This window comes from Floridaenema evergladense BLCC-F167 (genome assembly GCF_041929205.2).
Classification (GTDB): Bacteria; Cyanobacteriota; Cyanobacteriia; order Cyanobacteriales; family Aerosakkonemataceae; genus Floridanema; species Floridanema evergladense.
This window is the reverse complement of sequence record NZ_CM171625.1, coordinates 5,523,504-5,549,925: the sequence shown is the minus strand read 5'-3', so window position 1 is coordinate 5,549,925 and position 26,422 is coordinate 5,523,504. Positions and strand designations below refer to the sequence as shown.

General features: G+C 43.6%; 15 protein-coding genes and 1 pseudogene. 8 read left to right on the top strand and 8 right to left on the bottom strand.

The window, feature by feature from the left end:
• Window positions 1-100: 100 nt before the first annotated feature.
• Window positions 101-1,336, top strand: coding sequence for an HhoA/HhoB/HtrA family serine endopeptidase (locus ACE1CA_RS26635; RefSeq protein WP_413279301.1), 1,236 nt, complete (start codon window positions 101-103; stop codon window positions 1,334-1,336).
• Window positions 1,337-1,452: 116 nt separating this feature from the next.
• Here the strand turns inward: ACE1CA_RS26635 and ACE1CA_RS26630 are convergent.
• The 5 genes and pseudogenes from ACE1CA_RS26630 to rpsT form a co-directional block, all read right to left on the bottom strand.
• Window positions 1,453-7,629, bottom strand: a pseudogene (locus ACE1CA_RS26630) (DNA-directed RNA polymerase subunit beta'').
• A 132-nt stretch (window positions 7,630-7,761) separates the two neighbouring features.
• Complete coding sequence (gene rpoB / locus ACE1CA_RS26625) at window positions 7,762-11,109, bottom strand: DNA-directed RNA polymerase subunit beta (RefSeq protein ID WP_459563655.1); 3,348 nt, start codon at window positions 11,107-11,109, stop codon at window positions 7,762-7,764.
• A 562-nt stretch (window positions 11,110-11,671) separates the two neighbouring features.
• A complete protein-coding gene (locus ACE1CA_RS26620; protein ID WP_413279302.1) occupies window positions 11,672-11,803 on the bottom strand; it encodes a hypothetical protein in 132 nt (43 codons plus the stop codon).
• 297 nt (window positions 11,804-12,100) lie between these two features.
• Entirely contained in the window at window positions 12,101-12,895 is a 795-nt protein-coding gene (locus ACE1CA_RS26615; RefSeq protein WP_413279303.1) for a TatD family hydrolase, read from the bottom strand.
• Between the two features lie 123 nt (window positions 12,896-13,018).
• Complete coding sequence (gene rpsT / locus ACE1CA_RS26610) at window positions 13,019-13,327, bottom strand: 30S ribosomal protein S20 (protein ID WP_413279304.1); 309 nt, start codon at window positions 13,325-13,327, stop codon at window positions 13,019-13,021.
• A gap of 276 nt (window positions 13,328-13,603) precedes the next feature.
• Here rpsT and hisD point away from each other — a divergent pair, with 276 nt between their 5' ends.
• The 3 genes from hisD to ACE1CA_RS26595 all read left to right on the top strand — a co-directional run bounded on the left by hisD (window position 13,604) and on the right by ACE1CA_RS26595 (window position 16,831).
• Window positions 13,604-14,938, top strand: a complete 1,335-nt coding sequence (gene hisD / locus ACE1CA_RS26605; RefSeq protein WP_413279305.1) for a histidinol dehydrogenase — start codon at window positions 13,604-13,606, stop codon at window positions 14,936-14,938.
• Between the two features lie 376 nt (window positions 14,939-15,314).
• Window positions 15,315-15,740, top strand: a complete 426-nt coding sequence (locus ACE1CA_RS26600) for a universal stress protein (RefSeq protein WP_413279306.1) — start codon at window positions 15,315-15,317, stop codon at window positions 15,738-15,740.
• Between the two features lie 236 nt (window positions 15,741-15,976).
• Window positions 15,977-16,831 carry a DUF928 domain-containing protein gene (locus ACE1CA_RS26595; protein WP_486517548.1) on the top strand — a complete coding sequence of 285 codons (855 nt, stop codon included), beginning with the start codon at window positions 15,977-15,979 and terminating at the stop codon, window positions 16,829-16,831.
• A gap of 114 nt (window positions 16,832-16,945) precedes the next feature.
• On the opposite strand, the gene ACE1CA_RS26590 is transcribed toward ACE1CA_RS26595, so the two are convergent.
• Window positions 16,946-17,332 (bottom strand): hypothetical protein, encoded by a 387-nt coding sequence (locus ACE1CA_RS26590; protein WP_413279308.1) that lies wholly within the window; start codon window positions 17,330-17,332, stop codon window positions 16,946-16,948.
• A 163-nt stretch (window positions 17,333-17,495) separates the two neighbouring features.
• Between ACE1CA_RS26590 and hslO the strand changes: the two genes are divergently transcribed.
• Together hslO and ACE1CA_RS26580 are read left to right on the top strand one after the other, a co-directional pair.
• Window positions 17,496-18,398, top strand: coding sequence for an Hsp33 family molecular chaperone HslO (gene hslO, locus ACE1CA_RS26585; protein WP_413279309.1), 903 nt, complete (start codon window positions 17,496-17,498; stop codon window positions 18,396-18,398).
• Window positions 18,399-18,543: 145 nt separating this feature from the next.
• Window positions 18,544-20,700 (top strand): hypothetical protein, encoded by a 2,157-nt coding sequence (locus tag ACE1CA_RS26580; RefSeq protein WP_413279310.1) that lies wholly within the window; start codon window positions 18,544-18,546, stop codon window positions 20,698-20,700.
• Between the two features lie 124 nt (window positions 20,701-20,824).
• On the opposite strand, the gene crtD is transcribed toward ACE1CA_RS26580, so the two are convergent.
• A complete protein-coding gene (gene crtD / locus ACE1CA_RS26575; protein ID WP_413279311.1) occupies window positions 20,825-22,330 on the bottom strand; it encodes a C-3',4' desaturase CrtD in 1,506 nt (501 codons plus the stop codon).
• A gap of 127 nt (window positions 22,331-22,457) precedes the next feature.
• Here crtD and ACE1CA_RS26570 point away from each other — a divergent pair, with 127 nt between their 5' ends.
• Both ACE1CA_RS26570 and ACE1CA_RS26565 read left to right on the top strand, forming a co-directional pair.
• Window positions 22,458-23,744 (top strand): M16 family metallopeptidase, encoded by a 1,287-nt coding sequence (locus ACE1CA_RS26570; protein WP_413279312.1) that lies wholly within the window; start codon window positions 22,458-22,460, stop codon window positions 23,742-23,744.
• 102 nt (window positions 23,745-23,846) lie between these two features.
• Complete coding sequence (locus tag ACE1CA_RS26565; RefSeq protein WP_413279313.1) at window positions 23,847-24,719, top strand: fructosamine kinase family protein; 873 nt, start codon at window positions 23,847-23,849, stop codon at window positions 24,717-24,719.
• Window positions 24,720-25,013: 294 nt separating this feature from the next.
• On the opposite strand, the gene ACE1CA_RS26560 is transcribed toward ACE1CA_RS26565, so the two are convergent.
• A complete protein-coding gene (locus ACE1CA_RS26560) occupies window positions 25,014-26,318 on the bottom strand; it encodes a hypothetical protein (RefSeq protein ID WP_413279314.1) in 1,305 nt (434 codons plus the stop codon).
• Between the last annotated feature and the right edge of the window lie 104 nt (window positions 26,319-26,422).

The following is a 26,422-nucleotide window of genomic DNA, read 5'->3' as shown; positions in this document are numbered from 1 at the left end:
AGTAGCAAAAAATGGATAAGTTCTAAAATAGTTATGGAAAACTCGGCGCTGCAAATACTGAAGCTTTTTGATAGCACAGTGGAGTTAAAAAATCAACATTATGCAAATGACGAAGATTGTTTCTTGGTTCAGTCGATCGATCGAATATAGCCTTATCCTTCTCTTGGCAGTAGCCATTTTTTGGAGTGCAATGGCAGTATTACCTTCCGCAGCAATGGCACAAAATCAAGTAGAGATTTTGGATACAACATCTCTACCGAAGAATTTATCGACAGCGGAACCCCAAAAGGCAAGCATCGATTCCTTACAAAGGAACAGTAGTTTTGTCACCGCAGCAGTTAATCGCGTTGGTTCAGCAGTAGTAAGAATTGATACCGAACGTACTATTAACCGTACTGTCGATCCATTTTTTGACGATCCATTTTTCCGGCGTTTTTTTGGTGAAGACTTTGCCACACCAAGAGGTCCCCAACAAGGATTAATGAGGGGTCAAGGTAGTGGTTTTATTATCGATAAAAATGGTGTAATTCTGACTAATGCTCATGTAGTTGACCAAGCAGATAAAGTTACTGTGACGTTGAAAGATGGGCGAACTTTTGCGGGTAAAGTGCAGGGAGTTGATGAAGTAACTGATTTAGCAGTGGTGAAAATTGACCCTAAAGGCAAATTTTTACCTGTAGCACCTTTAGGAAATTCTTCTGCCGTACAAGTGGGAGATTGGGCGATCGCAGTTGGTAATCCATTAGGATTAGATAACACCGTTACCCTTGGCATTGTCAGTACCTTAAAACGACCCTCCGTAGAAGTGGGAGTTCCCGATAAACGACTTGATTTTATTCAAACTGATGCCGCAATTAATCCAGGTAATTCTGGCGGTCCCTTATTAAATAGTTCGGGAGAAGTAATCGGAATTAATACTGCCATTCGTGCCGGAGCAACGGGAATTGGTTTTGCAATTCCGATCGATAAAGCCAAACAAATAACTGCTCAATTAATCAGAGGCGAAACAGTCGCTCATCCCTACATTGGCATTCAAATGGTGACATTAACGCCTGAATTGGCAAAAGAAAACAACAACGACCCCAATTCTCCCCTTACAGTACCAGAGATTTCTGGTGTATTAGTTATGGGAATTTTGCCTAATACTCCGGCGGCTCAAAGTGGTTTACGTCGCGGAGATGTGATTGTAGAAGTTGACGGTCAACCCGTGAATAATGCCACAGTTTTGCAAAATATTGTGGAAAACTCTTCTCTGGGTCAAAACCTAAAATTAACCGTACAGCGTGGTAATCAAACCCAACAAATAGCAGTACGCACAGGACAATTACAGTCTTAATATCAAAAATTCCTGAGTAGGGATAATTCATGAATTATCCCTACTCAGGAATTTTTATTAAATGAGTTTTGAATTGAATTAATAATAACTCAAAACTCAAAACTCATAACTTAAAACTATTCAAAATCGTCATCTTCATCGTCTTCCATTTCATCATCCCCATACATTTCATCATCAATTAATTCATCAGCATCAGCTAGGAAAGAGTAATTGTTACGACCTTTAGTAGTAGTGGGTTCGACATCGCGATCGTCCTTAGTGATGTTGTCCATGCGATAATTGCGGGCAGTTCGATCGTCCAACACCACCTCAGACAAATTCACCTCATCATCAAGCACACCACTACCGTCATAACCTAGATCGATATCTGGAATAGACATCGCCTCTTCATAAGCATTGAATCCAGTACCAGCAGGAATCAACCGTCCAATAATCACATTTTCTTTCAGTCCCCGCAACCAATCAGACTTGCCTTCAATAGCCGCTTCCGTCAATACTCTAGTCGTTTCTTGGAACGAAGCAGCTGAAATGAAGCTATCAGTATTCAAGCTGGCTTTTGTAATCCCTAACAGCACCGGAGTATACTGAGCCGTAGCTGCACCAGTAATAGACATCGCCTCATTGACTTGCTCAACTTGCCGCAGTTCTACCAATTCCCCAGGCAACATTACGGTATCACCTCCGTCATCAATCCTGACTTTAGAGGTCATTTGGCGGACAATTACTTCAATGTGTTTATCAGAAATTTCAATCCCTTGAGATTGATAAACGGATTGCACCTCGTTGACTAAGAAAGTTTGACAAGCTCTTAAAGCAGCTAGTGAAGCTTCGTAAGTGCCGCGACTTTCCCGATTCAGTTCAAAGAAGATTTCCAGAATTTCATGGGGATTTGATGGACCATCAGTTAAAGGTTCCCCAGCATCTACTTCTTGTCCATCGCCAACGATAACGTTTTGTCCCAGCCCAATAGGATATTCAGCTATTACGCCATCAGATTCAATGACTTTGATTTCGTGAGGTTCGTCATCACCATAGACAATTTGTACGGTTCCAGGGCGACGGGCGAGAATACAAGCTTCTTTTGGTTTTCTGGCTTCTAGGAGTTCTTCAATTCTAGGTAAACCTTGAATGATATCTCCGGTTTTGGTTCTTTCAAACACCAGTAAAACTAAATTGTCTCCCCGTTGTACCAAATCCCCGTCATCAATATGCAAAATCGCTCCACTAGATACCCGATAAGGACGAGCAATTCGCATTACGACTTGTATACCATTCTCACCTCCTTTAATATCAACTACCATGCCAGAGGAAGGTGCTTCTATACCTGGAGCTACTGGTGTGCCATCGGTAATTAAATCGTTGACTTTAACAAAAAGCTCTGATTTATTGGTGAGGGTGGTTTCTATGGTAATTAAATCGGTATCTCTAACTACTAAGACCCGACGAATAGCTTCTGCCCCTTCCCGAATCCCGCGAATTTCTCCAGCTTCTTTACACTGAATTTCGGTGCGGGCGACTACTGCTCCAGGGGGGATTTGTTGCCCGTTCTGTACTAGTAAGCGAGTGTGCGTGCTGCCTTGGGTGGCATCTGCGGCTACATCTCGACGAATGACTAATGATTCTAGAATCACCAGTTGCAGACGCATTACTTCTGAGTCATCTTCGTCTGGAATTAGCTCAATATCTGCTGCCAGCTGGGGCGCATCTCTGCCAATCTCTAAAACTAGTTGAGTCCGCAGTAAGTCTAAACCTTCTACAGATTTGACTCGCTCTCCATCTTTGTAAGGTAGTCTTTGGACAGCCCGCAGTTCTAAGGATTGGGCTGCGTCTACCCCCCCTGTTTCTCCCCCGTTGCCGGAGGGGACTAAAGGGGGGGTAAGGGCAAGGGTAGTATTTTCTGTTTCGGAGTCTGAGTCTCCTGCTGCTTTTGATGATGCTTTTTGGGTGGGAACGTTTGGATGATTGGGGATATGAAACTCCTGAACTGGGCGCAGTAAGAGGGCTGGGCCTTCGGGGGTTTCGATGTATTCTACGTAGCGCAACTCTTGGGGGTTGATGTCGGGATAGATTTCTTGTCCTGGGTGGACGAGACTGCCCACGCCTTCGGTCATGATGGAACGGAAGTCAGGTGCGATCGCTTCCAGGTCATCAATTAAGTGTAAGTCTCCCGGTTTAATCACGATTTCCCGGAGAATATCGTTCTTCTGAACGACTTCAATTACCCCAGAACTGGCACAGAAGATGTCTTTGACTACTTCTGTTCCGGCTTCGATAAATTGTCCATCTTCAACTAAAAGTAGTGAGATGTCTTTGTTAACTTCGTGAGCTTCTTCGGGTATCCAAAGCAGTGTGCCGCCTTGAACTACTTCATAACCTTGTTTGGCTTTGCCGCGTTTGGCTACTTCGACTCCGGCATATTTGATGATACCGCCTGTGTTGGTGCGGTAGCGATCGTCTATCAATTCCGCTACTACTTGGTTATTTTGTACTTTTGTCCCGGGTGCAGCTTTTAAGGAGAAGAGTTGTCCGCCTTGGGTTTCAATCAGGTAATGATCGACTCCTTGGTATTTTTCCGCACGCACTCTGGCTGTATCTAAAAGTACAGAAGCGGTGATAATTTCTATTTCCCGCGCTAATCCAGTATTGTTATTTTCTTGCGGTAAACGAACTACGCCACCATGTTCGCTGACCAGTTTGGTTTCGGCGAGGACGCTGTTAGCTGCGATTTTGTTGTTGTTTTTAACTACTGGTTCGGCTCCAGGTGGTAAGTTGTATACTTCTCCTGAGAGTACCCAGACTAGTCCCCCACGTTGGGCGATTCTGGTAGTGTTGCCTTGGCGATCGGTTTTTTCTTCCGGGATCAGATCGGCAAATTTGATTTCTCCGGCTAAGTCAGAAGCCACATCTTTTACTGCTTTTTCGGTACTCCGACGGACGTTGCGCCCAGTAATCGGTACTTCTGCAAGCGTTCTCCCTGGTTTAACTTTGCTGTTGTCTGCGGCTAGGAGAGTTGAACCTTGGACGATCGAGAAGGTTTCGCTATTCGGGGTTGGGGGTTGGGGGTTGGGGGTTGGGGAAGAGTCTTTTTCCCTAACCCCTACACCCTGACCGTTCGGCTGACGCTCACGGAAGCCCCTATCCCCTCCTGTAACAGTGATTTCGCCGTTAGTTTCGGCTATGAAGGCTTCTTCACCATGACGGGTACGGTGGGGACGAACTCGGAGGCTGCGACTATATTTAACTGTGCCTTCGATGCTGGATTTGATGACTTTGGCTACTTCCCCAGTAAATACCCCCCCTGTGTGGAAGGTTCTCATGGTTAGCTGAGTTCCGGGTTCCCCGATCGACTGCGCTGCAATAATCCCCACAGCTTCGCCCAAGTCTACCATTTTGGCGTGAGCCAGACTCCAGCCGTAACAAGCTTGACAGACAGAACGGGCGGCTTCACAGGTGAGAGGACTGCGAAGCATCACTTCCTCTACTTTAGCTTTGCCGAATTCGGCAGCTAAGTCATCGTCGATCGCTTGGTTACGTTTGGCAATGATTTCTCCGGTGCTAGGGTGGATGACATCAAGGGCTAACATCCGTCCTAATAGGCGGTCTTTTAGGGGGATGAGAACGCGATCGCCATCAGTCATCGGCTTCATCGAAATGCCCCGATTCGTACCGCAGTCTAATTCCCGAATAATCACATCTTGGGAAACGTCTACCAAGCGACGAGTCAAGTAACCAGAATCCGCCGTTCTTAACGCCGTATCTACCAACCCCTTACGAGCACCGTAAGAAGAAATAATGTATTCAGTAACCGTTAATCCTTCCCGGAAATTAGTTTTAATTGGTAAGTCAATGATTCGTCCTTGAGGATCTGCCATCAATCCCCGCATTCCTACCAGCTGGCGCACCTGAGAAATGTTACCTCTAGCACCGGAAAACGCCATCATATAAACAGAGTTCAGCGGGTCTTTTTTGCGGAAGTTAGTAACAACTTCATCTTTAAGAGTTTCTGAAGTACTGTTCCAAGTATCAATTACTTTTTGAAAGCGTTCTACTTCGGTAATTTCCCCTCTAGAATAACGCTGTTCGGTGTTCCGAATTTCTTCTTCTGCTGCTTCTAAAAGTTGGCGTTTGCTTTCCGGTACTTTTAAATCATCTACAGATATAGATACTCCAGCTTTAGTAGCATAGCGGAAACCTAAATCTTTCAGTTTGTCTGCAATTTGGGCAGTTCTGGCAGTTCCATAATTGATAAATGCCCAGGTAATTAATTTTTTTAATTGACCTTTGTCTACAACGTGATTACGAAATACTTGTTCTTCTGTCATGACACTTTTTAGTTTTGAGTTTTAAGTTTTGAGTTTTGAGTAGGGGCAATTCATAAATTGCCTCTACTTAAAACTTTTCTAACGGATAGCGTTTTCGATCGTCTTATTGAAGATAATTCTTCCTGGAGTTGTGCGAATATATTGGCTAATTAAATTACCTTCCGCATCTTCCCGGACTCGGCGTAAAACTGCACCACTTTTCTCACTCACATAAATTTTAAGCACAAACTGTCCATCCTCAGAACGCTCTTCACTTTCCAGTTTTTCTGGTTCCTGATGTACAACTTTGCCATTAAATCTCACCATGATATTTGAATGCAGATTAATTTGTTTTTGTTCGTAGGCAATAATTACATCATCAAAAGTAGGAAAATAACGGTCTTTATCCTTAGCAAAAGCCGGATTTTCAGCCGTCAAATAATAACAACCCAGAACCATATCTTGGCTAGGAGTAACAATGGGACGACCAGTTGCCGGAGACAAGATATTATTAGAAGCTAACATCAGCAATCTTGCTTCCGCTTGAGATTCCAAAGACAAAGGAACGTGAACCGCCATTTGGTCGCCATCAAAGTCAGCGTTAAATGCGGGACAAACTAAAGGGTGTAATTGAATCGCCCTTCCTTCCACCAAAATTGGTTCAAAAGCTTGAATCCCTAATCTGTGTAGCGTAGGAGCACGATTTAATAATACGGGATGTCCTTCAATTACCTCTTCCAAAACACTCCAAACACTTGGATCGTTGCGTTGAATTAACTTTTTCGCTGCCTTAATATTATTGACTAAGCCTTGGCGAATTAAGCGATGGATGACGAAGGGTTGGAAAAGTTCGATCGCCATTTCCCTCGGCAACCCACACTGGTGAATCTTTAATTTCGGCCCCACCACAATTACCGAACGACCAGAATAATCCACCCGTTTACCTAACAAGTTTTGCCGGAAACGTCCTTGCTTCCCTTCAATAATATCCGACAAAGATTTCAGCGGACGATTATTAGCACCAACCACCGTTCTACCACGCCGACCATTATCAATTAACGCATCGACAGCTTCTTGTAACATCCGTTTTTCGTTACGGACAATGATTTCAGGAGCTAAAATTTCCTGTAATCTAGCTAAACGGTTATTCCGATTAATTACCCGACGATACAAATCATTTAAATCCGAAGTCGCAAACCGACCACCATCTAACTGCACCATCGGACGTAAATCAGGCGGAATCACCGGAATAACTTCCAAAACCATCCAATCTGGCTTAGAACCAGTAGCGACAAAGTTATCCATTACACGCAATCTTTTAATCAGTTTGGCGCGTTTTTGTCCCTTAGCCGAAGCAATTTCTTCGCGTAATTGTTCCGCCTCTTTTTCCAAATTCAAATCTTGCAATAACCGTTGCAACGCCTCCGCACCAATCCCCACCTCTACACCTGCAAGTTGGGTATCCTCACTATAAATTTGATCCTCAATTTCCATCCACTGATCTTCACTCAGTAGTTGCTTATAAGTGAGGTTAGGCGCATTACCAGGATCGAGAACTACATAGGCATTAAAGTAAACAATTTGTTCCACATCCCGCAACGGCATATCCAAGAGAATCGCAATATAAGAAGGAATTCCCTTGAGATACCAAACATGGGCAACTGGCGCTGCCAATTTAATATAGCCCATGCGATGCCGACGCACTCTAGATTCAGTTACTTCTACGCCGCAACGTTCGCAAACAATACCTCTATGTCTGACTCTTTTGTATTTACCGCAATGACATTCCCAATCTTTTGCAGGGCCAAAAATGCGCTCGCAAAATAAGCCATCCATTTCTGGCTTCAGGGTACGGTAGTTAATAGTTTCTGGCTTGGTTACTTCACCAACAATTTGTCCATTAGGTAGAGTTCTTTCTCCCCAGATGCGAATTCTTTCTGGTGAAGCAATACCAATTTTTACATAATCAAAACGCTGTTCCAGCTTTGCCATCTTTTCTTCCTAATTACTCATAATCCTGGGTATTGGGGACTGGGGACTGGGGACTGGGTACTGGGTACTGGGAATGCTTGATTTTTATCTTCCCCAATCCCTAGTCCCTAGTCCCCAGTCCCTCTCATGAAATTATTCTTCTTCCTCTACCAAATCCTCACGAGTCAAAGACTCATAAGTTGGCTTGCTAGGAGTCCGACGACCTCCTACATCTGCCATCAAATCAACTTCTACATCTCTGGTGCTACCATCCTCTTGGGTTTCCACCTTATGTACGGCAATATCCAATCCCAAAGATTGCAATTCCCGCATTAATACTTTGAAAGATTCTGGTGTACCGGGACGAGGAATTGCCTTACCCTTAACAATGGCGTTGAGGGCTTCATTCCGCCCCTGCATATCGTCAGATTTTACCGTCAGCAATTCTTGTAAAGTGTAAGCTGCGCCGAATGCTTCTAGCGCCCACACTTCCATTTCTCCAAACCGCTGACCGCCTTGTTGCGCTTTACCACCCAAAGGTTGTTGTGTTACTAGAGAGTATGGGCCAGTAGAACGGGCGTGAATCTTATCATCGACCAAGTGTACCAATTTCAGCATATAAGCTTTTCCTACTGTCACAGGCCGATCGAACGGTTCCCCAGTGCGCCCATCATAGACGACAATCTTACCCGGGTGTTCTGGTCGAAACAGCCACTCTTTCCCTGTTTCATCCCTCGCTTGATCTAACTTGCCATGAACCGTCGCCCGTGAAGCCTCCTGTCCGTAGCGTTCGTCAAACGGGATAATCTTAAACCGATAGCCCAAATTTTCTCCCGCCCAAGAAAGCAAGCATTCAAAAACTTGTCCCACATTCATCCGCGAAGGCACGCCCAAAGGATTCAACACAATATCTACCGGAGTACCATCTGGCAAGTAAGGCATATCTTCCACAGGCAGAATCCGAGAAATAATCCCTTTATTACCATGACGACCTGCCATTTTATCGCCCACTTGGATTTTCCGTTTTTGGGCAACATAAACGCGAACGACCATGTTTGCGCCTGGGGGTAGTTCGTCGCCTTGTTCGCGAGTAAACACCCGCACATCCACAACCCGACCTTTTTCACCGTTCGGTACTCGCAGGGAGTTATCCCGCACATCTCTAGCTTTTTCCCCGAAAATTGCCCGCAGAAGTTTTTCTTCAGGGGGTTGGTCAGATTCTCCTTTCGGTGTAACTTTACCAACCAGAATATCTCCCGATTCTACCCAAGCCCCAATCCGAATAATTCCGGTTTCATCCAGTTGTCGGAGGGCATCTTCCCCAACGTTGGGAATTTCACGAGTAATTTCTTCTGGCCCTAATTTAGTTTGTCTGGCTTCAATTTCAAATTTTTCAACGTGAATTGAAGTGTAAATATCCTGACAGACTAGACGTTCGCAAATCAGGATCGCATCTTCGTAGTTATAGCCTTCCCAAGGCATATAAGCTGCCAAGATGTTATGTCCTAATGCTAGTTCGCCGCCTTCTGTAGCTGAACCGTCTGCCATTACTTGACCCGCTTGGACGCGATCGCCGACATGAACTAAAGGTCTTTGATTCAAGCAAGTATCTTGGTTAGAACGTTGATATTTTTGCAGAACGTACTCAATCTCTTTCGGTTGTTCTTCTTTCCCGTTGCTTCCTTGTATTAATGCCGGACGAACTCTGATTCTTTCCGCATCAACATAAGTAACTTCGCCATCAGTCCGGGAAACAATCACCATCCCGCTATCTCTAGCAGCTTGGGCTTCTAGTCCTGTACCTACTAAAGGTCGTTCCGGTCTAAGTAATGGTACCGCTTGTCGCTGCATATTGGAACCCATCAGCGCCCGGTTCGCGTCGTCATGTTCTAAGAAGGGAATCAAAGAAGTAGCAACGGAAATAATCTGTACCGGAGAAACAGCTACATAGTCTACTTGGTCTGGACTAGTGGTAGTAAATTCTTGCCGATAGCGTACTGGAACGGTATCACCTAAAATTCTGCCATTTTCGTCGATCGGAATATCCCCAGGTGCTACCCGCTTGTCGTCTTCTTCGTCAGCGGTCATGTAAGCTGGAGCCAAGTGAGATTGCACTATAGCATTTTCTACTCGCCAGAAGGGGGTTTCCAAAAAGCCATACTGGTTAACTCTAGCATGGGTAGCCAAGGAACTGATTAACCCGGCGTTCGGCCCTTCTGGAGTTTCAATAGGACAAACCCGCCCGTAGTGTGAGGGGTGAATATCCCGAACGGCAAACCCCGCCCTTTCTCTGGTCAATCCTCCAGGGCCGAGTGCAGAAAGTCGCCGTTTGTGGGTTAATTCTGCTAGGGGGTTAGTTTGATCCATGAACTGCGAGAGTTGAGACGAACCAAAGAATTCTTTAATCGCCGCAACTAAGGGTTTGGGGTTAACTAAAGATGCAGGTGTCAAAACTTCCGCATCCGAAACGGTCATCCGTTCTCTGATTATCCGTTCTAAACGGTTTAACCCCACGCGGACTTGGTTTTGCAGCAGTTCCCCCACACTACGAACGCGACGGTTGCCTAAGTGGTCGATGTCGTCTGTGTTGCCAATGTCAAATTCCAGGTTGATTAGGTAGTCAATGCTGGCAAGAATGTCTTGAGGTGTGAGTACTCGCATCGTGTCTGGAACACTGAGGCGGAGTTTGCGGTTGAGTTTGTAGCGCCCAACTCTACCTAAGTCGTAGCGTTTGGGGTCGAAGAACCGCGAATCTAAGAGTTGTTGACCACCGGAAACGGTAGGTGGTTCTCCGGGACGCAGTTTGCGGTAGAGTTCCATTAAGGCTTCTTCTTCGGAAGGGTTGCCTTCTTTTTCCAGGGTTTTTTGGAAGTATTCTGGGTGACGTAGGGCATCGAAGATTTCGTTGTCTGCTAGTCCCAAGGATTTTAAGAGGACTTGGGCGGAAAGTTTGCGGGTTTTGTCAATTCTGACCCAAACTAGGTCGTTTTTGTCAGTTTCAAATTTTAGCCATGCGCCTCGGTTGGGGATGAGGGAGGCGGAGTAGGTACGCCGACCGTTTTTATCTACTTCTGATTTGTAGTAAACTCCAGGGGAACGGACGATTTGGTTGACGATGACTCGTTCGGCACCGTTGATGATGAAGGTGCCTCGGTCTGTCATTAAGGGTAAGTCGCCGATGAAGACTTCTTGTTCTTTGATTTGTCCGGTTTCTTTGTTAATTAATCGGGTGGGTACGTACATTTGGACGGCGTAGGTACTATCTCGGCGTTTGGCTTCGTCTACGTCGTATTTTGGTCTTTTGAGTTTGTAGTCTTTGCCTAAAAAGTGTAGTTCTAGCTTTCCTGTATAGTCGGTGATGGGGGAGAAGCTATTGAGTTCTTCGATTAATCCTTCTTCTAGGAACCAACGAAAGCTGGATCGTTGAATTTCTACTAGGTCAGGTAGTGTAACATTGTAAGGAGCGACTTGGGTGGTATCGTTCATTTGGTCAGCAAGCATAGTTATTTTTTAAGTTGTAGGCGATCGCAAACAGAACAGATCAATCAACTGATTTTAGATTTTCAACTTGGGATTTGTTGATTAAGCGAAAACCTAAAATCAAAAATCGAAAATCCTTGGGATGAAGCATCCTCAATCCTGAATCGAAGGTAGGGAAATCTGTGTAGTTGTTTAATTGCAAGTCTTGAATCTCAGCAAAGGTTTTGTTGATTACCACTAAACAATCCCAAATTCAAAAAATCGATTTTTATTTCTGAATTGTGCTTGTGAGCATTTTGCATTGACTAAGTTTTGTCACAGAATGCTGCTCTTGGGTTTAAAAGTTACCATTACCTCGTTAAACTAAATTTAGCTGGGAGTGCGAAATCTCTCTTCAGATAGTCGGCTGTTTGTTGTCCAATAACGTAAGTTCCCTTCGCGCCAGCTTGTGCGACAGCACGTATCGAGTCGATCGTACTTGATGATATTGATATCGCTTTCAAGACTGCTCTCATAAAGTTAAACGTTGGTGGTTAGTAGAAAAAGGCTCTAAGACAGAAGGCAGAGGAGAAGGAAAAAAGATTTATACACTCACCTTTCTTACCTTTTTTTGGTTATTTCTGCCGCGTTGCACTAAGCGAGCAAATTTAAAAATATCAGGCTTTTCACCTCTGGTGTCGGTAGAGCAGTCTGCTGTCAGGCTTATCTCTGTCATTTGCCTTCGTACTTCTTTTGTGGCTATGATATTGTAGCGTAGCAATAGTGTTTAGGCTAACTCGTAGATTCACGGTTGTTCCCCCACTGTATTTTCCCCCTTAAACATTATGGCGCAATGTTACCCATATTGGTTGACTAAAAACGGTTTTTTTAGTACGGGAAGCCAGAATTTTTTAATTGGTGCTTGGTGGCATTAACTATCTTCAGTTGAAAAAGGTAAAAGAGCTTTGTTTAAGCTGATTTGAGCCTTTTGGTTTCTGCTTTTTTACACTGGTCTGTTGTAGCAAGTTACGGTTTACACTCCATTCGCCGTAATTGGCAGACTAAATAATTGACAAGCGTTTTTAGTTGTGGTAATTGCGATCGCTTCTGGTGTCACGCCGCGTAAATCAGCTACAAATTCTGCCACATAGCGAACGTAAGCTGGTTCGTTGCGTTTCCCGCGCTTGGGAACTGGGGCAAGAAATGGGCAATCAGTTTCCACTAGCAACCGATCTTCAGGAATCATTTTGGCTGATTCTTGAATTGCGATCGCATTTTTGAATGTTACTACACCACTCAGGCTAATATAGAAACCTAAGTCTAAAAACCAGATGGTTTCTGCGGGAGTGCCGCCCCAACAGTGCATAACTCCGGCAACTGAACCAGAATTTGCCCAAAAATCCTGCATGAGATCTCGCATTCGCGAGGCTGCGTCTCTACAATGAATAATCACTGGCTTTTGCAATTTCCGGGCAATTCCCAGTTGAGCGAGAAAAACTTCTTCTTGCTGTTGTTGGTTTTGCGCCTTGTAAAAATCCAATCCCATTTCGCCTATAGCGACTACTTTGGGATCGGAACTACATAAAGATAATATTTGCTCTTGGGTGTTGACTGTCCACTTTTCGGCATCCAACGGATGTAGACCTACAGCAAAAAACAGTTCGGGAAAGCGTCTAGAAAGCGCTTGAATGGCTGAGAATTCTCCTGGATGGACGCAAGAGTGGACTAGTGAGATAACTCCCGCATCGCGCCAGCGTTGTCCAACAGCATCTAAGTCTGCTTCAAACACATCAAAATTGATGTGTACGTGGGTGTCAATCAACTGCATGGTTAGGAGAAAGTTTTAAGTTTTGAGTTTTGAGTTTTGAGTTAGAAAGATAGTTTAGGAAGTTTTGGGTTAATAAAATTTGCCCATCTTCCCATCTCCCTATCTCCCCATCTCCCCTGCCTTCTAGGAAGCTGTTGCTGTTGCTGGATTAGTATGACGCTTTAGGGTTTTCGCCAGACGAGATTTTTTCCGTGACCCATTGTTGGGATGTATTACGCCTTTTTTCACGGCTTTGTCGATTTTACTGTAGGCAGCTGACATCCGCTGCTGTACTTCTGTGAGCGATTCTGGGGTAGGATTAGCAGCGTAGGTGTCTACAGCTGCAAAATATCCCTTCATCAGCGTTCTAACGGCTGATTTGTATGCTTTATTACGCAAACGGTTGCGTTCGGCAATTTTTACGCGCTTGATAGCGGATTTAATATTAGCCACTGCTGTTCTTCCGAAGCTACTCTATCTAAATAAACATTGAAAGTCCTAGAAAAACTAATATAACATCTATGCTGACGCGGGAGCGATCCGCGATCGAAATCTCAAGTTAAGCTAGAGAAACAAATTATTGGGCAAGCCTGGAAAGTAGGGACGAGTTGATCAAACATCCTGAATCTAACAATACAGATGGTTGGACAACTAACCCCGCAAAATTACCAGGGTGGCTGTGCCCCCAAACACAAACGGGTAACTTCCTAAGATTGCATTCCTAACTCCATGCTGCGAATCATCACTGAGCGGACTGAGGCAGAAGCAGAATTGCGGCGTATCCGCGATCGCACTTCTACTGACCAGATTGTTCACAAAGAAGCAACGGTTCGGGAAGTCCTTCAGCGCATTAAAGCGCAAGGCGACCGAGCGGTATTGCATTATACGGCGGAATTCGATCGACAAAACTTAACACCAGAAGAGTTGCGGGTCAGCGGTTCCGAAATGGATGCTGCTTATCAGCAGGTGTCGAAAGAGTTGCTAAATGCGATTCTTCTGGCAAAAGAACAGGTTGAAGCTTTCCACCGACAGCGAGTACCGAAATCCTGGGTACAATTTAAAGATGACGAAGTAGTGTTGGGTAAACGTTACAGACCAGTAGACAAAGCAGGAATTTACATTCCCGGTGGTCGTGCCGCTTATCCCAGTACTGTGATCATGAATGCGATTCCGGCTAAAGTAGCTGGAGTACCTCGCATCGTCATGGTTACGCCTCCAGGGGTAGATACAACGATTTCCCCCGCTGTGTTGGTGGCAGCACAGGAAGCAGGGATTACGGAAATTTACCGCGTTGGGGGGGCGCAAGCGATCGCTGCTCTAGCTTATGGGACAGAAACTATACCTAAAGTAGATGTGATTACTGGGCCTGGTAACATTTATGTCACGCTGGCGAAAAAACTGGTTTATGGTACTGTGGGCATAGACTCGTTAGCAGGGCCATCAGAAGTGCTGGTGATTGCTGATAAAACAGCTAATCCAGTTCATGTGGCGGCTGATTTGTTGGCGCAGGCGGAACACGATTCAATGGCTTCCGCAATTCTAGTGACTACTGATTCTACTTTGGCGCATAAGGTGCAAGCTGAGGTGGAACTGCAATTAGTGGATCATCCGCGCCGAACTCTGACGGAAAAAGCGATCGCTCACTATGGCTTAATTGTTCTGGTAGAGTCTCTAGCCTTAGCTGCTGAACTGTCTAACGAATTTGCTCCCGAACACCTAGAACTAGAAGTAGAAGACCCTTGGTCAACTCTGGATTTAATTCGCCATGCTGGAGCTATCTTCCTGGGTCATTCTACCCCAGAAGCCGTCGGCGATTACTTAGCAGGGCCAAATCATACCTTACCAACTTCTGGTGCTGCCCGCTATGCCTCAGCTTTGGGTGTGGAAACCTTTTTGAAACACTCTAGCCTGATTCAATATTCCCCTACTGCACTTCAAAAAGTAGCTAGTGCGATCGAAGTCTTAGCAAATGCAGAGGGACTACCTTCTCACGCCGACTCAGTACGAATGAGGGTTTCCCGACGCGACTCTGGTCAAGATGGCAATGCTAAATCTTCATCTTAACAAAAGTTGACACTACAGTTTAGTTAACTTTCACTTAATCCCCTTTCCAGGTAGGTGAGTACTACAAATAATTAATTGCCAAAAATAAATTTAGTATAGTTCTGTCCGTTTCCTACTTTGACCGGGAAATATCTACGGTCTAGGATAATCCTTACTAATTGCCAGGAAGTAATGGAGTTAAGTCCTAAGTTTTGATTTGCTGTCAGAATGCCTCATCAGAGTTTTGTGTTTAGGAGGCAAGGGTTTTATGATTAGGCCAGTGCGAAATCCCAAAAATAGATAAACCCGCCTTCATTTAATTCACAATTGAAGATATTTTTAGGAATTGAAACAGAAAACTCAAAACTCACAACTACTCACGAAGGAGGCATAGTTCGTGCTGAAAACGATTCTGGTAGCATTGGATGGGACAGAACTATCTGAACAGGTAATTCTCAGCCTGGATGAAATTAATTTACAGCCAGAAACAAAAATTATTTTGTCTCACGTTATTCCACCAATGGAAGATCAGGTAGAATGGTCTGCGGATCGACCTCACGGCATCGCAGAGGAAATTCCCTACCGGAAAGCGGAAAAGCAGTTACAGTCCTATCAGACTAGATTGCCTTATCAAAGTGAATTAGAAATAGTTACGGGCGACCCCGCAGAAGAAATCGTCCGTCTTGCCAATATTCACCATGCCGATCTAATTATTATTGGTAGTCGTGGGTTGACGGGGCTGAAACGGATTTTAGAGCGATCGGTAAGCAGTCAAGTCATAGAAGATGCTCCTTGTTCTGTACTCCTGATTAAGCCACGATAAGCAATAGCTTAAATTTTAAGCGTAAGCTATTAATGATTTAAATTGCTTAGAGGAGCAGGAGGGCATAAGAGCGATCGATCGGGTAATTTGAGAGGAAATGTTTCAGGCTTGTACTCAAAATACTAAGTATCTGAAACAATTTTTGCTGAAATTGAGTCAAATTAAAATATATTAGCTCAAAAAATTTTGGTCTGGTTCAGCCAAGTTTGCTTCCAAATAATAAAACGGCAAGATTTATGAATAAAGATCGTCAACAGAATCCCTGGATTTTAAGTGTCGTATCAATTCTATTACTTCAATTAGTTGCTACTAGTAGTAGCGCCAATAATCTGCTATTTAAACGCTTATCAATTGGGTTCAATGCACCAGTTTTGGCTCAATCTTTACCCGCTAATATCCAATATAGCCCGCCCGATCGCGGCGCACCAGGAGCCACAGGATCGGGTGGTGCAAGAGCTTATGAAAAACCCACTATCTTAGAATCTGACGAGAATTTTACCAGAACTAGAGGTAGTTCCACACCTGCTCCAGAAACTCTGCAAACTGTACCAAAAGAATGTGCTTCTACAACACCAACTCTTTTAGTTCCTCAAAATCATATAGGATTAACTACTTCTAGTAATCCCACATTGCTTTGGTATTTACCAAGTAAGGATGCAGAAATCATGATATTTGAATTGCGAAAAGCTGGAGAAAAAGAACCTATTTATGCTGAACAATTACAGCCTTCAGCCGGAATAATTCAAATGCAATTACCGAAAGATAAAGTGAAATTAGAAATAGGAGCAGAATATAATTGGGCTGTGTCAGTTTCCTGCGTTGTTGAAGGAAAAAGACGTAAAATCTCAGTGGAAGCAGGAATTAAGCGAGTAGCTCCTACGCCAGAATTAACTGGACAATTATCTAAAGCAAATACGCCTCAACAAAAAGCTAGAGTTTTTGCTCAAAAAGGTTATTGGTATGATGCTCTAGAAACGCTTAGTACTGCTTTTACAACTAATCCCAATCAATCTACTTATGCTGACATTCTCTCTTTGTTAGATCAAGTGGGATTAAATGAAATAGCAAAAAAAGAACGCCAGCAACAATAAAAGTTTGTTGTAAATATTGAGTGTGTTCCAGCGCTGAAGCGCTTACAACAAACTATTTAAAAGGTTCGTTATTGGCACTTTAGCGCTTCAGCGATCGCAACGAACGACTAAGGTTTAGTTTGATTTATTTGTGAGAAATTCTCTTAATCGCAATAAACCGAAAGTTTGGGCTAAATTTAATGGGAGTAAAGAGATACCTTCTAGACGAGATTGTACCCAACCATTGCCCCAATACCATTCGTGAAAACCATCAATTCCTTGACTTAAAATTAAGCGAAGATGGTTAGATTCAGCGACATCAACTTGGTGTTGAATTGCGATCGGGCCAAGCCAACTAGTAAACTTTAATCCAGCATGAAATTCTTCTGGTAAATTAGCATCAAAACTTTGGGGCCATAACCACTGCTGCAATTTCCGGGGATAGAGCAAACTCTCTCGGATTGTATTTTCCTCTGCTTCCACTTCAATTCGCAAATTACTATGTTGAAAATTACCCAGCATAAATTAAATTATTACCAAACTAGGAATTTCTTCTGTACCTTAGCATTTCCTTCTCAGTCTTGGTAGACGTAGCATTACAAGTTGAAAATTGCCAAATTATCGATCGCCACTCTCCAAGTCAGCCACTTACAATGGAAGATGTTAAGAAATGTAAGGAAATTACATGGCCGATCAGTTAATTAGAGCCACTGCTGCTGATGGAGGAATTCGCGCCGTTGGTGTGATTACAACTCGCCTCACAGATGAAGCGAAACGGCGACATCAACTTTCCTACGTAGCAACAGCTGCTTTGGGGCGCACAATGTCAGCAGGATTGTTGTTAGCTTCTAGTATGAAGCGACCTGAATCAAGAGTAAATATTCGGGTGAAAGGAAATGGCCCTTTAGGGGGAATTTTAATCGATGCTGGGTTAGATGGTACAGTGCGGGGTTACGTGGAAAACCCCAAAATTGAACTACCACCAAACGCCAAAGGCAAACTAGATGTAGGTGGGGCAGTAGGTAGGGAAGGATATCTCTATGTAGTTAGGGATATGGGCTACGGTTATCCTTACTCCAGTACAGTAGAATTGGTTTCTGGAGAAATAGGCGAAGATGTGACCTATTACCTAGCAACTTCCGAACAGACACCTTCGGCTGTAGTAGTCGGTGTGTTTGTCGAGGCGGAAATAGTTACCGCCTCCGGGGGAATTTTAATCCAAGTTATGCCCAAAGCAGCATCGGACGAAGCTTTGGTACAAACTTTAGAATCGAGAGTAGCGGCTTTGTCAGGATTTACGCCTTTGTTACAAGCAGGTAAGACATTACCGGATATTTTTCAGCAATTGCTGGGAGATATGGGGTTGGTACAATTACCGGAAGTGCAACTGCTCCGCTTTCAGTGTAACTGCTCCTACGAGAGAGTTTTAGGAGCGCTTAAGCTTTTGGGAGAAGCGGAATTGCAGGACATGATCGAAAAGGATAATGGTGCTGAGGCTACTTGCCATTTCTGTGGAGAAGTTTATCAAGCCAGCAGCGATGAACTAGCTCAACTAATTTCCGATTTACGAGCAGAATCCTCTGTCTAAAAATGGGTGACAAATTGTTTAGATGATGGTAATTAGAATATTATGTTGCCTAAGATCTAGCTTTTTTGGAATTAGAGGGGTAGGATAGCTACCACTACCTATTCGAGCTAGCCTGGTCTAATGCACGATTATTTTGGTGTGAGCTATGAGAGAACGGGGAAATCCGAACCAATGGTCGCCGATGGGAGCGTCAGAGCAGGGAAAAAATCGATCGCCAATTCCGCCTCTGATTCCAAATAATGCTGTCACGCCTCATGGCACTCTGCACGAAAAACCAACCGTTGAAGCTTCCGTTTCGCCAGATAGCAACGAGTATGAACGCCCAGCAGAAGGGACTGACAAAAATTCAGAAAGTGGAGCTTCCAAGAATGGGAAACTCAGGCGAATCAGTAAAAGGTTAAAACAAGTGCAGATCAAAATTTCTCCGGTAGTACAACAGTTAACAGGGAAATGGCAATTTTGGGTGGCGTTAGCAACAGTGAGTGCTGGCGGAATCGGAACATTAGCAGTAACTTTGTTGTTAACGCTACCAGCACAGCCCAACTGTTCGGCAATAAACTTAATGACCGCTTCGGCATCAGAGCGGATTTCTTGTGCGGAAATATTAGCGAATAAGCAGACGCTAAAAGGTTTGCTCGATGCAATTGCTCTGGTAAAAACTCTGCCTGTAGATCACCCATTGCGGGATGAAGCAAACTCGCTGATTAATGGATGGTCGCAAGATATTTTAAAGTTGGCAGATAAGTCTTTTGAAAATGGTAGGTTAGATGATGCGATCGCTACAGCGAAAAAAATTCCCTCTGATGTTCCCGCTTATGCCTTGGTAGAAAAACGCATCCAGCGTTGGCGTGGTGTTTGGGCTCAAGCTGAAGGTTACTATCGAGCAGCCGAAGCAGAAGTAAGAAAAGAAAACTGGACTCAAGCCTTTCGGGAAGCAGTAAAGTTGTTATACATCGGTAATAGACATTGGGAAACAACCAAATATGAGGAACTTACCCAAATTATTGCCGCCTCTAGACAAGATGGCGAAACTTTAACCAAAGCTCGGAATGTGGCACGGGCTGGTGGGGTAAAAAACTTATTAGAAGCGATTAAACTAGCTCAAGGAATTGGTTCTAAAAGTTATCTTTATGAAGCTTCTAAAACTGCCATTCTGGAATTTGGGCGGAAAATGCTTGACTTAGCACAAATCCAACTGGATAACCAAGATGTAGATGGAGCATTATCGATCGTCCGGCAAATTCCCTCAATAATCAACTTGCAAGGCGATATAGAAGACTTCACCAACTTGGCACAAGCATTAAGTTTAGCTCAAGATGGCACAGTCAGTAGTTTAGATGCGGCTATTAACCAAGTACAAAGAATTAGCCCCAATCGACCTTTGTATAATAAAGCTCAAGATTGGTTATTACGTTGGCAAAAAGAGCAACAAGACGTAGCAATTTTAGATAAAGCCCGCCAGATGGCAAGTATGGGTAGTGTCAGTGACTTAGCAGCAGCAATTACAGAAGCACAACAAATTCCAGAGAATAATCCCAGAGCCAAGGAAGCAAAACAACAAATTGTGGCTTGGGTAGCTCAGATTCAAACAATTGAAGACCGTCCAGTGTTAAGTCGTGCCCAACAAGTAGCCAGTTTGGGAGATACTGCTTCTTTGGCAGCCGCAGTTGATGAAGCGGCTAAAATTACCAGAGGTAGAGCGTTGTATCCCGAAGCTCAAAGTAAAATTTCTCAATGGACTGCTCAAATTCAACGCATTCAAGACCAACCATTTTTAGATCAGGCGAGACAATTAGCTAATTCGGGTAATTTTGCCGATGCAATTAATACTGCTCAACAAATTAGACCAGGTAGGTCGCTGTCTAATCAAGCACAGTCGGCAATTCAAGAGTGGCAAGGGCAAGCCAGATCACAACAGAATTGGCAACAAGCGCAACAATTAGCAAGTACTGGTACGCCAGATTCTCTAGTGTCGGCAATTCAGTTGTTAAGGAGTATTCCCAGAAGTTCGGCGTTGCGATCGGAAGCAGAAAATGCCATGAATCAATGGAGTTACCAAATTCTCTCCCAAGCGCAAGACCGAGCAAATTATGATTTGCCAGGAGCAATTTCTATTGCTAGAAGTATCCCACCTGGAACTAGTGCTTATGCAGAAGCAAAAGCACAAATTGAAGTCTGGAAAAATATCTTGAATCCTCCACCGCCCCCAAGTCCTGATTACTTTACGCCCAAACAGCAGCAAACAGTGATTACTCCAGAAGCTTCGCCACCAGCGGAAAGTACCCCAGCGGCTAGTCCTTAGATTGGGGACTGGGGACTGGGAGAGTTTTGAGTTTTGAGTTTTGAGTTAAGAAGAGTTGGAGAGTTTTAAGTTTTAAATTCTCCCCTGCACCCCTGCACCCCTGCACCCCTGCACCCCTGCACCCCTACCCTCTGCTTTGGGAAATTTGACGAACGACGGTGAGGGCGGAGTAGGAAACGCCAGCAGTTCCTTCGCCGGGATGGGTGGAGTCACCGACTAGCCAGAGATGGTTAATGGGTGTACGATTGGCAAATCCAAAGGGGCCAAAAGTGGGGATGCGTTGACCGATACCACCGACTACGCCGCGATCGCGTCCAGTAAAACGAGCAAAAGTGCGGGGTGTAGCGGCTTCGGTGTGGAGAATTGTTTCGGGGGTGAGGTGGAAATATTGACCCAGTTTGCTTAAAGCTTCTTGGGTGTATTTACTTTTTAAGGTTTCGTAATCTGAGGAATTCCACCAAATTCTGGTATCTGTAAATGAGGAGGCTGTAATTGTGGCTTTACCTTCTGGCGCACGTCCATCTCCCGGACGACTCACGGACACAAACAGGGAATTATTTTCGCCGATCGGCCCTTCGTAATCGTAGAAAAATTGTAAATGTGGTGGACAATCAGAGGGAATAGCTGTTTCATCTACTCCTAAATAGATGACAAAAGCACCACTAGCGGGTGGTAGTTTGTCTACGCGATAACGATAGCCTTTTGGTGCTGTTTCTCCTAATAATTGCACTAGGTTTTGGACGGTGACATTAGCAATTATCTGATCTGCTGTTTCTGTCCAAGTTTCTCCGGTTTTTTGGTTGTAGATTTGAACCGCTGTTGCTTTGCCATTTTCTGTGTAAATTTGTTTTACTGTGTGGCGCATTAATAATTTTCCGCCATCTCGTTCTAGAGCGGTTACTAGGCGATCGCTCAACACCTGCATACTACCCTTTAAGTGATACAATCCTTGTGGCGCTTGACTCACACTCAACGCAGTCGCCGCATAAAGTAAAGCGGTTTCTTCTGCATCCACTTGGGAATAAAGCTTTAACTGTAAATCTAAAAAAGTTCGTAACCTGAAATTTTCAGCTAAACCAAAATAACGTAACGCATCTCCAACTGTAGAGAAAGTGTAAGGTAAAGTTAATAAAGTATCAGGTCTAACTGCTTTAGTTAATTGCCACAAATCCCAGAAATTTCGCGGTGGTAAAACTGGATTCCGCGATTGAAATGCCCAACTGTAACGAAATAAATTATTTAATAACTGCCAAAATTTCTCACTTCCGGGAAACTGTCGCTGACGTTCTGCTTGCCATTTTTGCGGATCTCGCCACACATTAATCGGTTCAGTTTCCCCAGGCAAAAATACCGCACAAGCAGGATCGCAATATGTCGCCTCTGGCAAGTCTATTTCTAATTCTGAGAATATTTGATGATGAATGCCACACGGTTCTAACCCAGCAACTTGAGTCGCACCCACATCAAAAGTAAAACCGCGCCGTTGAAAAGTGGAAGCGCATCCTCCGGGAACTATGGCTCCATCTAACACTAAAACTTGGTAGCCTCGATGAGCAAGTAAGGCAGCAGCAGTTAAACCACCGATTCCGGCACCAATGACAATTACTTTGTTGTTGCGATCGGTCTTCATAAAATTTTACTTTTATTTACATTTCTTATTTTAATTTAACTGATGTAGTAATTCTCACTATTCACCGTTCCCCGTTGACTACTCTGTAGTTAAGATGAAGGAAGCGTTACATTAACCCTGAAGTTTGATGACCTCGATTTTGCTCAAGTCTCCTTCTCTTAATGCCCCGACTGTATATCAGTTATCTAATGGGTTGACGATCGTTGCTGAACAAATGCCGATCGAAGCTGTAAATTTAAGTATCTGGTTAGATGTTGGTTCTGCTGTAGAGTCAGATCAAATAAATGGTATGGCTCACTTTTTAGAACACATGGTTTTTAAGGGAACCGAAAATTTAGCCAGTGGTGAATTTGAGCGTTTGGTTGAAGAGAGAGGTGCTGTCACTAACGCTGCTACCAGTCAGGATTATACTCAGTTTTATATTACAACTGCGCCCAAAGATTTTGCTGATTTAGCACCTTTACAAATTGATGTAGTTTTGAATCCTACTATTCCCGACGAAGCATTTGAGCGAGAAAAATTAGTAGTTTTAGAAGAGATTCGTCGTGCAGAAGATAACCCCCGTCGGCGTACTTATCAAAGAACGATCGAAACAGCTTTCACTAAATTACCTTATCGTCGTCCAGTATTAGGCCCAAAATCAGTAATTGAATCTCTCACACCTCAACAAATGCGAGATTTTCACTCTAATTGGTATCAACCTCAGTCAATTACAGCAGCTGTGGTGGGTAATTTACCAGTAGAACAGTTAAAGGAAATTGTTGTTGAAGGTTTTACTAAAACCGAGTCAAATTTAAGTTCTATTCCTAACAGTTTTGTTATTCCCGAATGGCAACCAGAAGCACCTTTTACAGAAATTGTCAGACGGGAATATGTGGATGAAACTTTACAGCAAGCCAGATTAATTATGATGTGGCGAGTACCGGGAATGATGCAGTTATCCCAAACTTATCCTTTAGATGTTTTGGCAGCAATTCTAGGACAAGGACGTAGTTCTAGATTAGTAGGGGATTTGCGCGAAACCAAACATTTAGTAACGCATATTTCTGCCAGCAATTTAACTCATAATTACCAAGGAATTTTCCAAATTTCGGCTAATTTACCAGCAGAAAATCTAGAAGCAGCAGAATTGGCGATCGCAGAACACATCCGCAATTTGCAAAAAGAACCTGTCACCAAAGCCGAAATTTCTCGCGTGCGAACTCAAGTAGCAAATAGATTCATCTTTGCTTCGGAAACTCCTAGCGATCGCGCTGGAATGTACGGTTACTATCAATCAATGGTTAAAGATTTAACTCATGCGCTGAATTATCCAGCTAGAATTCAAGCAGTTGATGAGGAAGAATTGCAATTTACTGCTAACACTTTCCTCTCTCCAGAAGCTTATGGTGTGGTAATAATTAAACCGGAGTAAAAGGGACTGGGGACTGGGGACTGGGGACAAGGGCAGGACGTTAGACTTACGCGCTCTTAGAACTCTTCTGCATTGTAATAGTGAAATAAAGATTCTCTACTTATGTGGACAGAAATTGCCGAACATATTAGTCAAGAAATAGGCGGGAAATTTATAATAGAAAACCGCCGTTCTGTGGGTGGTGGTTGTATTAATCAAGGATATGCGATCGACGATCGCGATCGCACTTATTTTGTCAAAATAAACCAAGCTTCCCAAGTTGATATGTTTGCCGCTGAAGCTTTGGGATTAAAAGAAATGTGGTTAACTAAAACTATTCGCGTACCCCAACCAATTTGTTACGGAACAACCAATAATTCAGCTTACATCGTACAGGAATATTTAGAACTAGGGCGGGGTGGTGGTAATAATGCTTGGGAAGAAATGGGGTGTAAATTAGCAGCAATGCACAAAAATATTAGTAATAAAGGATTTGGTTGGGAAATAAATAATACTATTGGTTCTACACCACAAATTAATACTTGGACATCAAATTGGGCCGAATTTTTTGCTGAACATCGAATTGGTTATCAACTGAAATTAGCTAAACGGCGAGGCGGGCAATTTAGTCAAGGAGAAAATTTAATTAAAGCGATTCCTAAATTATTAGCAAATCATCATCCCCAACCATCTTTAGTACATGGAGATTTATGGTCAGGAAATGCTTCAGTGACAGCAGAGAATGAACCTGTAATTTTTGATCCTGCAACTTATTATGGCGATCGCGAAGTCGATATCGCCATGACAGAATTATTCGGCAGATTTCCAGCTGCTTTTTATCAGGGATATAACGCCGTTTGGTCTTTAGAACCAGGCTATGAATTACGCAAAACTTTATACAATCTCTACCACATTATTAACCACTTTAATTTGTTCGGTGGTAGTTACGAATCCCAAGCAAATCGTATGATTAGCCAATTATTAAGCAAAGTTTAGAGTTAGGGAGAAGGTTCAAAGTTTTACTCAAATTTTACACCAGAGGAGGTAGAACCTCCCAAATCCTCGTTCCCAGGTTCAACCTGGGAACGAAAAATTGCCTCTAAGCTGTTCCGCATTTAAATTGGATTGTTTGGAAACAGAAGAAAATTCGTCTAATTCTCTCCCCTGCCCCCCTGCCCCCCTGCCCCCCTGCTCCCCTGCAATCTTAATAAGTGATTTAAATGCGTGACAGCTTACGACTCCGTAGCGCAGACATCTTGACTATCATCCTCCGTTCCCTGTTTCCTTTCTTTATGAGGAAACTGCCAAACAAAAGTGAGAATTGTCTGTAATATTGCTAACTTTTGCTCTGCTATTTTTCACGGAACGGAGGTTAGATTTTTTTCCGGGTAATTTTTGACCATCCCAGTTACGATATTTCCAGGCGAGTTCCAAAAGCTCCATCCATTGCTTTTGGACTTGTTTGAGCGACCATTTTAAATCTTTGGCAATTTCTTCATCAAATTTGTTGACTTTTTTCAGTTGCAACAATTCCCGATGTTGGGGCGAAAGTTGATCTAAAAATTCTTGCCATTGTTGAGAAGACATTCCCAATTTTTGGTCTACATCTGCGCCTAACCATTGATGAACTAATTTCCAGTGGGATGCACGGGCGAACTTATCTACATGATACTTAAAGCGTTGTTGTAGATAATCTCGTTCGCGGGGAGTTAAATTGAGAACCTGGTCAATATCTGGAGCAGAATAGTCTTGGAGTTTTAAGAGTAGGTAGTTTACACAGTCTGATTGATCTTGAGATTCCAGATAGTTTAACAGTTCTGTGATGATTCGATCGCGCAACATTCCCTCAGAAGGATCGACTGTTTCCGTCATAATTTGCGATCGAACCTGCTGCATCGCTGAAGCAGACCAAGCACTTTGTTGATCGTACTCTCCCTTGGGTGTTTCTACCGCTTGTTCAATATCTACAGAAGTTTCCACAGGTTGACGTTTGACAAAAGCCTGCACTCGCAACACAATCAATTGTTGACTGGTGCCATTTGGCAAGGTAATGCGACGCTTAGCATAATTTTCTGTAAAAGCCAAATACTCTGCTAATTCTAGCTGCGTCCGGGGTTGAAAATTGGGTAACTCATACTCCCGACGAAAAGCATTAATAGAAGCAAAGTAAAACTCTTGTAAAAAGTCATCAATCAGATTTTTCCGCCCTTGAAAACCCAACTGAGATTGAGACGGTGCCACATAACGATAAATCATAGCCGTTAAACTGCTATGTAGTTCAATCCGTCCCTGTTTTGCGCCTAAGTGGTAGTAAGACAAGCATTTGTGTAATCTATTACGTCCCAAGATCAATTGCCAAGTGTAAACTTCTCCAGAAGTTTGGATGCGCGGACTTTTATGGCACATCCGTTCTACCTCTGTAGAAATTCTTGTCGCTACTCCTAATACACTCTGGGACATTGAGCCAACTTTTTGGGAAAGTTCATCTAAGATTATTTCCTGTAAACTTGGTTCATCTTTTTGGTATGAGAGATCCGGACAATTGGCGTTAACGGGAGTAGTTATATTTGGAATACTATTAGCTTGAAACTGCATGGTACTGCCCCTAAACATTCAAGTTACAAATTGCACTAACAGTTAAGAAAATTTACTTCAGGTGCGATCGCCCTTTCGGGTGATTTCACTTTTTGATCCGACTT

Bases quoted from the DNA above. Each gene is read 5' to 3' on its own strand.
- ACE1CA_RS26580 (WP_413279310.1), top strand. From the start codon at position 18,544: ATGAGAGAACGGGGAAATCCGAACCAATGGTCGCCGATGGGAGCGTCA.
- ACE1CA_RS26590 (WP_413279308.1), bottom strand. From the start codon at position 17,332: ATGCTGGGTAATTTTCAACATAGTAATTTGCGAATTGAAGTGGAAGCA.
- ACE1CA_RS26615 (WP_413279303.1), bottom strand. From the start codon at position 12,895: ATGCAGTTGATTGACACCCACGTACACATCAATTTTGATGTGTTTGAA.
- hslO (WP_413279309.1), top strand. From the start codon at position 17,496: ATGGCCGATCAGTTAATTAGAGCCACTGCTGCTGATGGAGGAATTCGC.
- ACE1CA_RS26565 (WP_413279313.1), top strand. From the start codon at position 23,847: ATGTGGACAGAAATTGCCGAACATATTAGTCAAGAAATAGGCGGGAAA.
- ACE1CA_RS26560 (WP_413279314.1), bottom strand. From the start codon at position 26,318: ATGCAGTTTCAAGCTAATAGTATTCCAAATATAACTACTCCCGTTAAC.
- hisD (WP_413279305.1), top strand. From the start codon at position 13,604: ATGCTGCGAATCATCACTGAGCGGACTGAGGCAGAAGCAGAATTGCGG.
- crtD (WP_413279311.1), bottom strand. From the start codon at position 22,330: ATGAAGACCGATCGCAACAACAAAGTAATTGTCATTGGTGCCGGAATC.
- ACE1CA_RS26595 (WP_486517548.1), top strand. From the start codon at position 15,977: ATGAATAAAGATCGTCAACAGAATCCCTGGATTTTAAGTGTCGTATCA.
- ACE1CA_RS26570 (WP_413279312.1), top strand. From the start codon at position 22,458: ATGACCTCGATTTTGCTCAAGTCTCCTTCTCTTAATGCCCCGACTGTA.
- ACE1CA_RS26620 (WP_413279302.1), bottom strand. From the start codon at position 11,803: ATGACAGAGATAAGCCTGACAGCAGACTGCTCTACCGACACCAGAGGT.
- rpoB (WP_459563655.1), bottom strand. From the start codon at position 11,109: ATGCTTGCTGACCAAATGAACGATACCACCCAAGTCGCTCCTTACAAT.
- ACE1CA_RS26635 (WP_413279301.1), top strand. From the start codon at position 101: ATGCAAATGACGAAGATTGTTTCTTGGTTCAGTCGATCGATCGAATAT.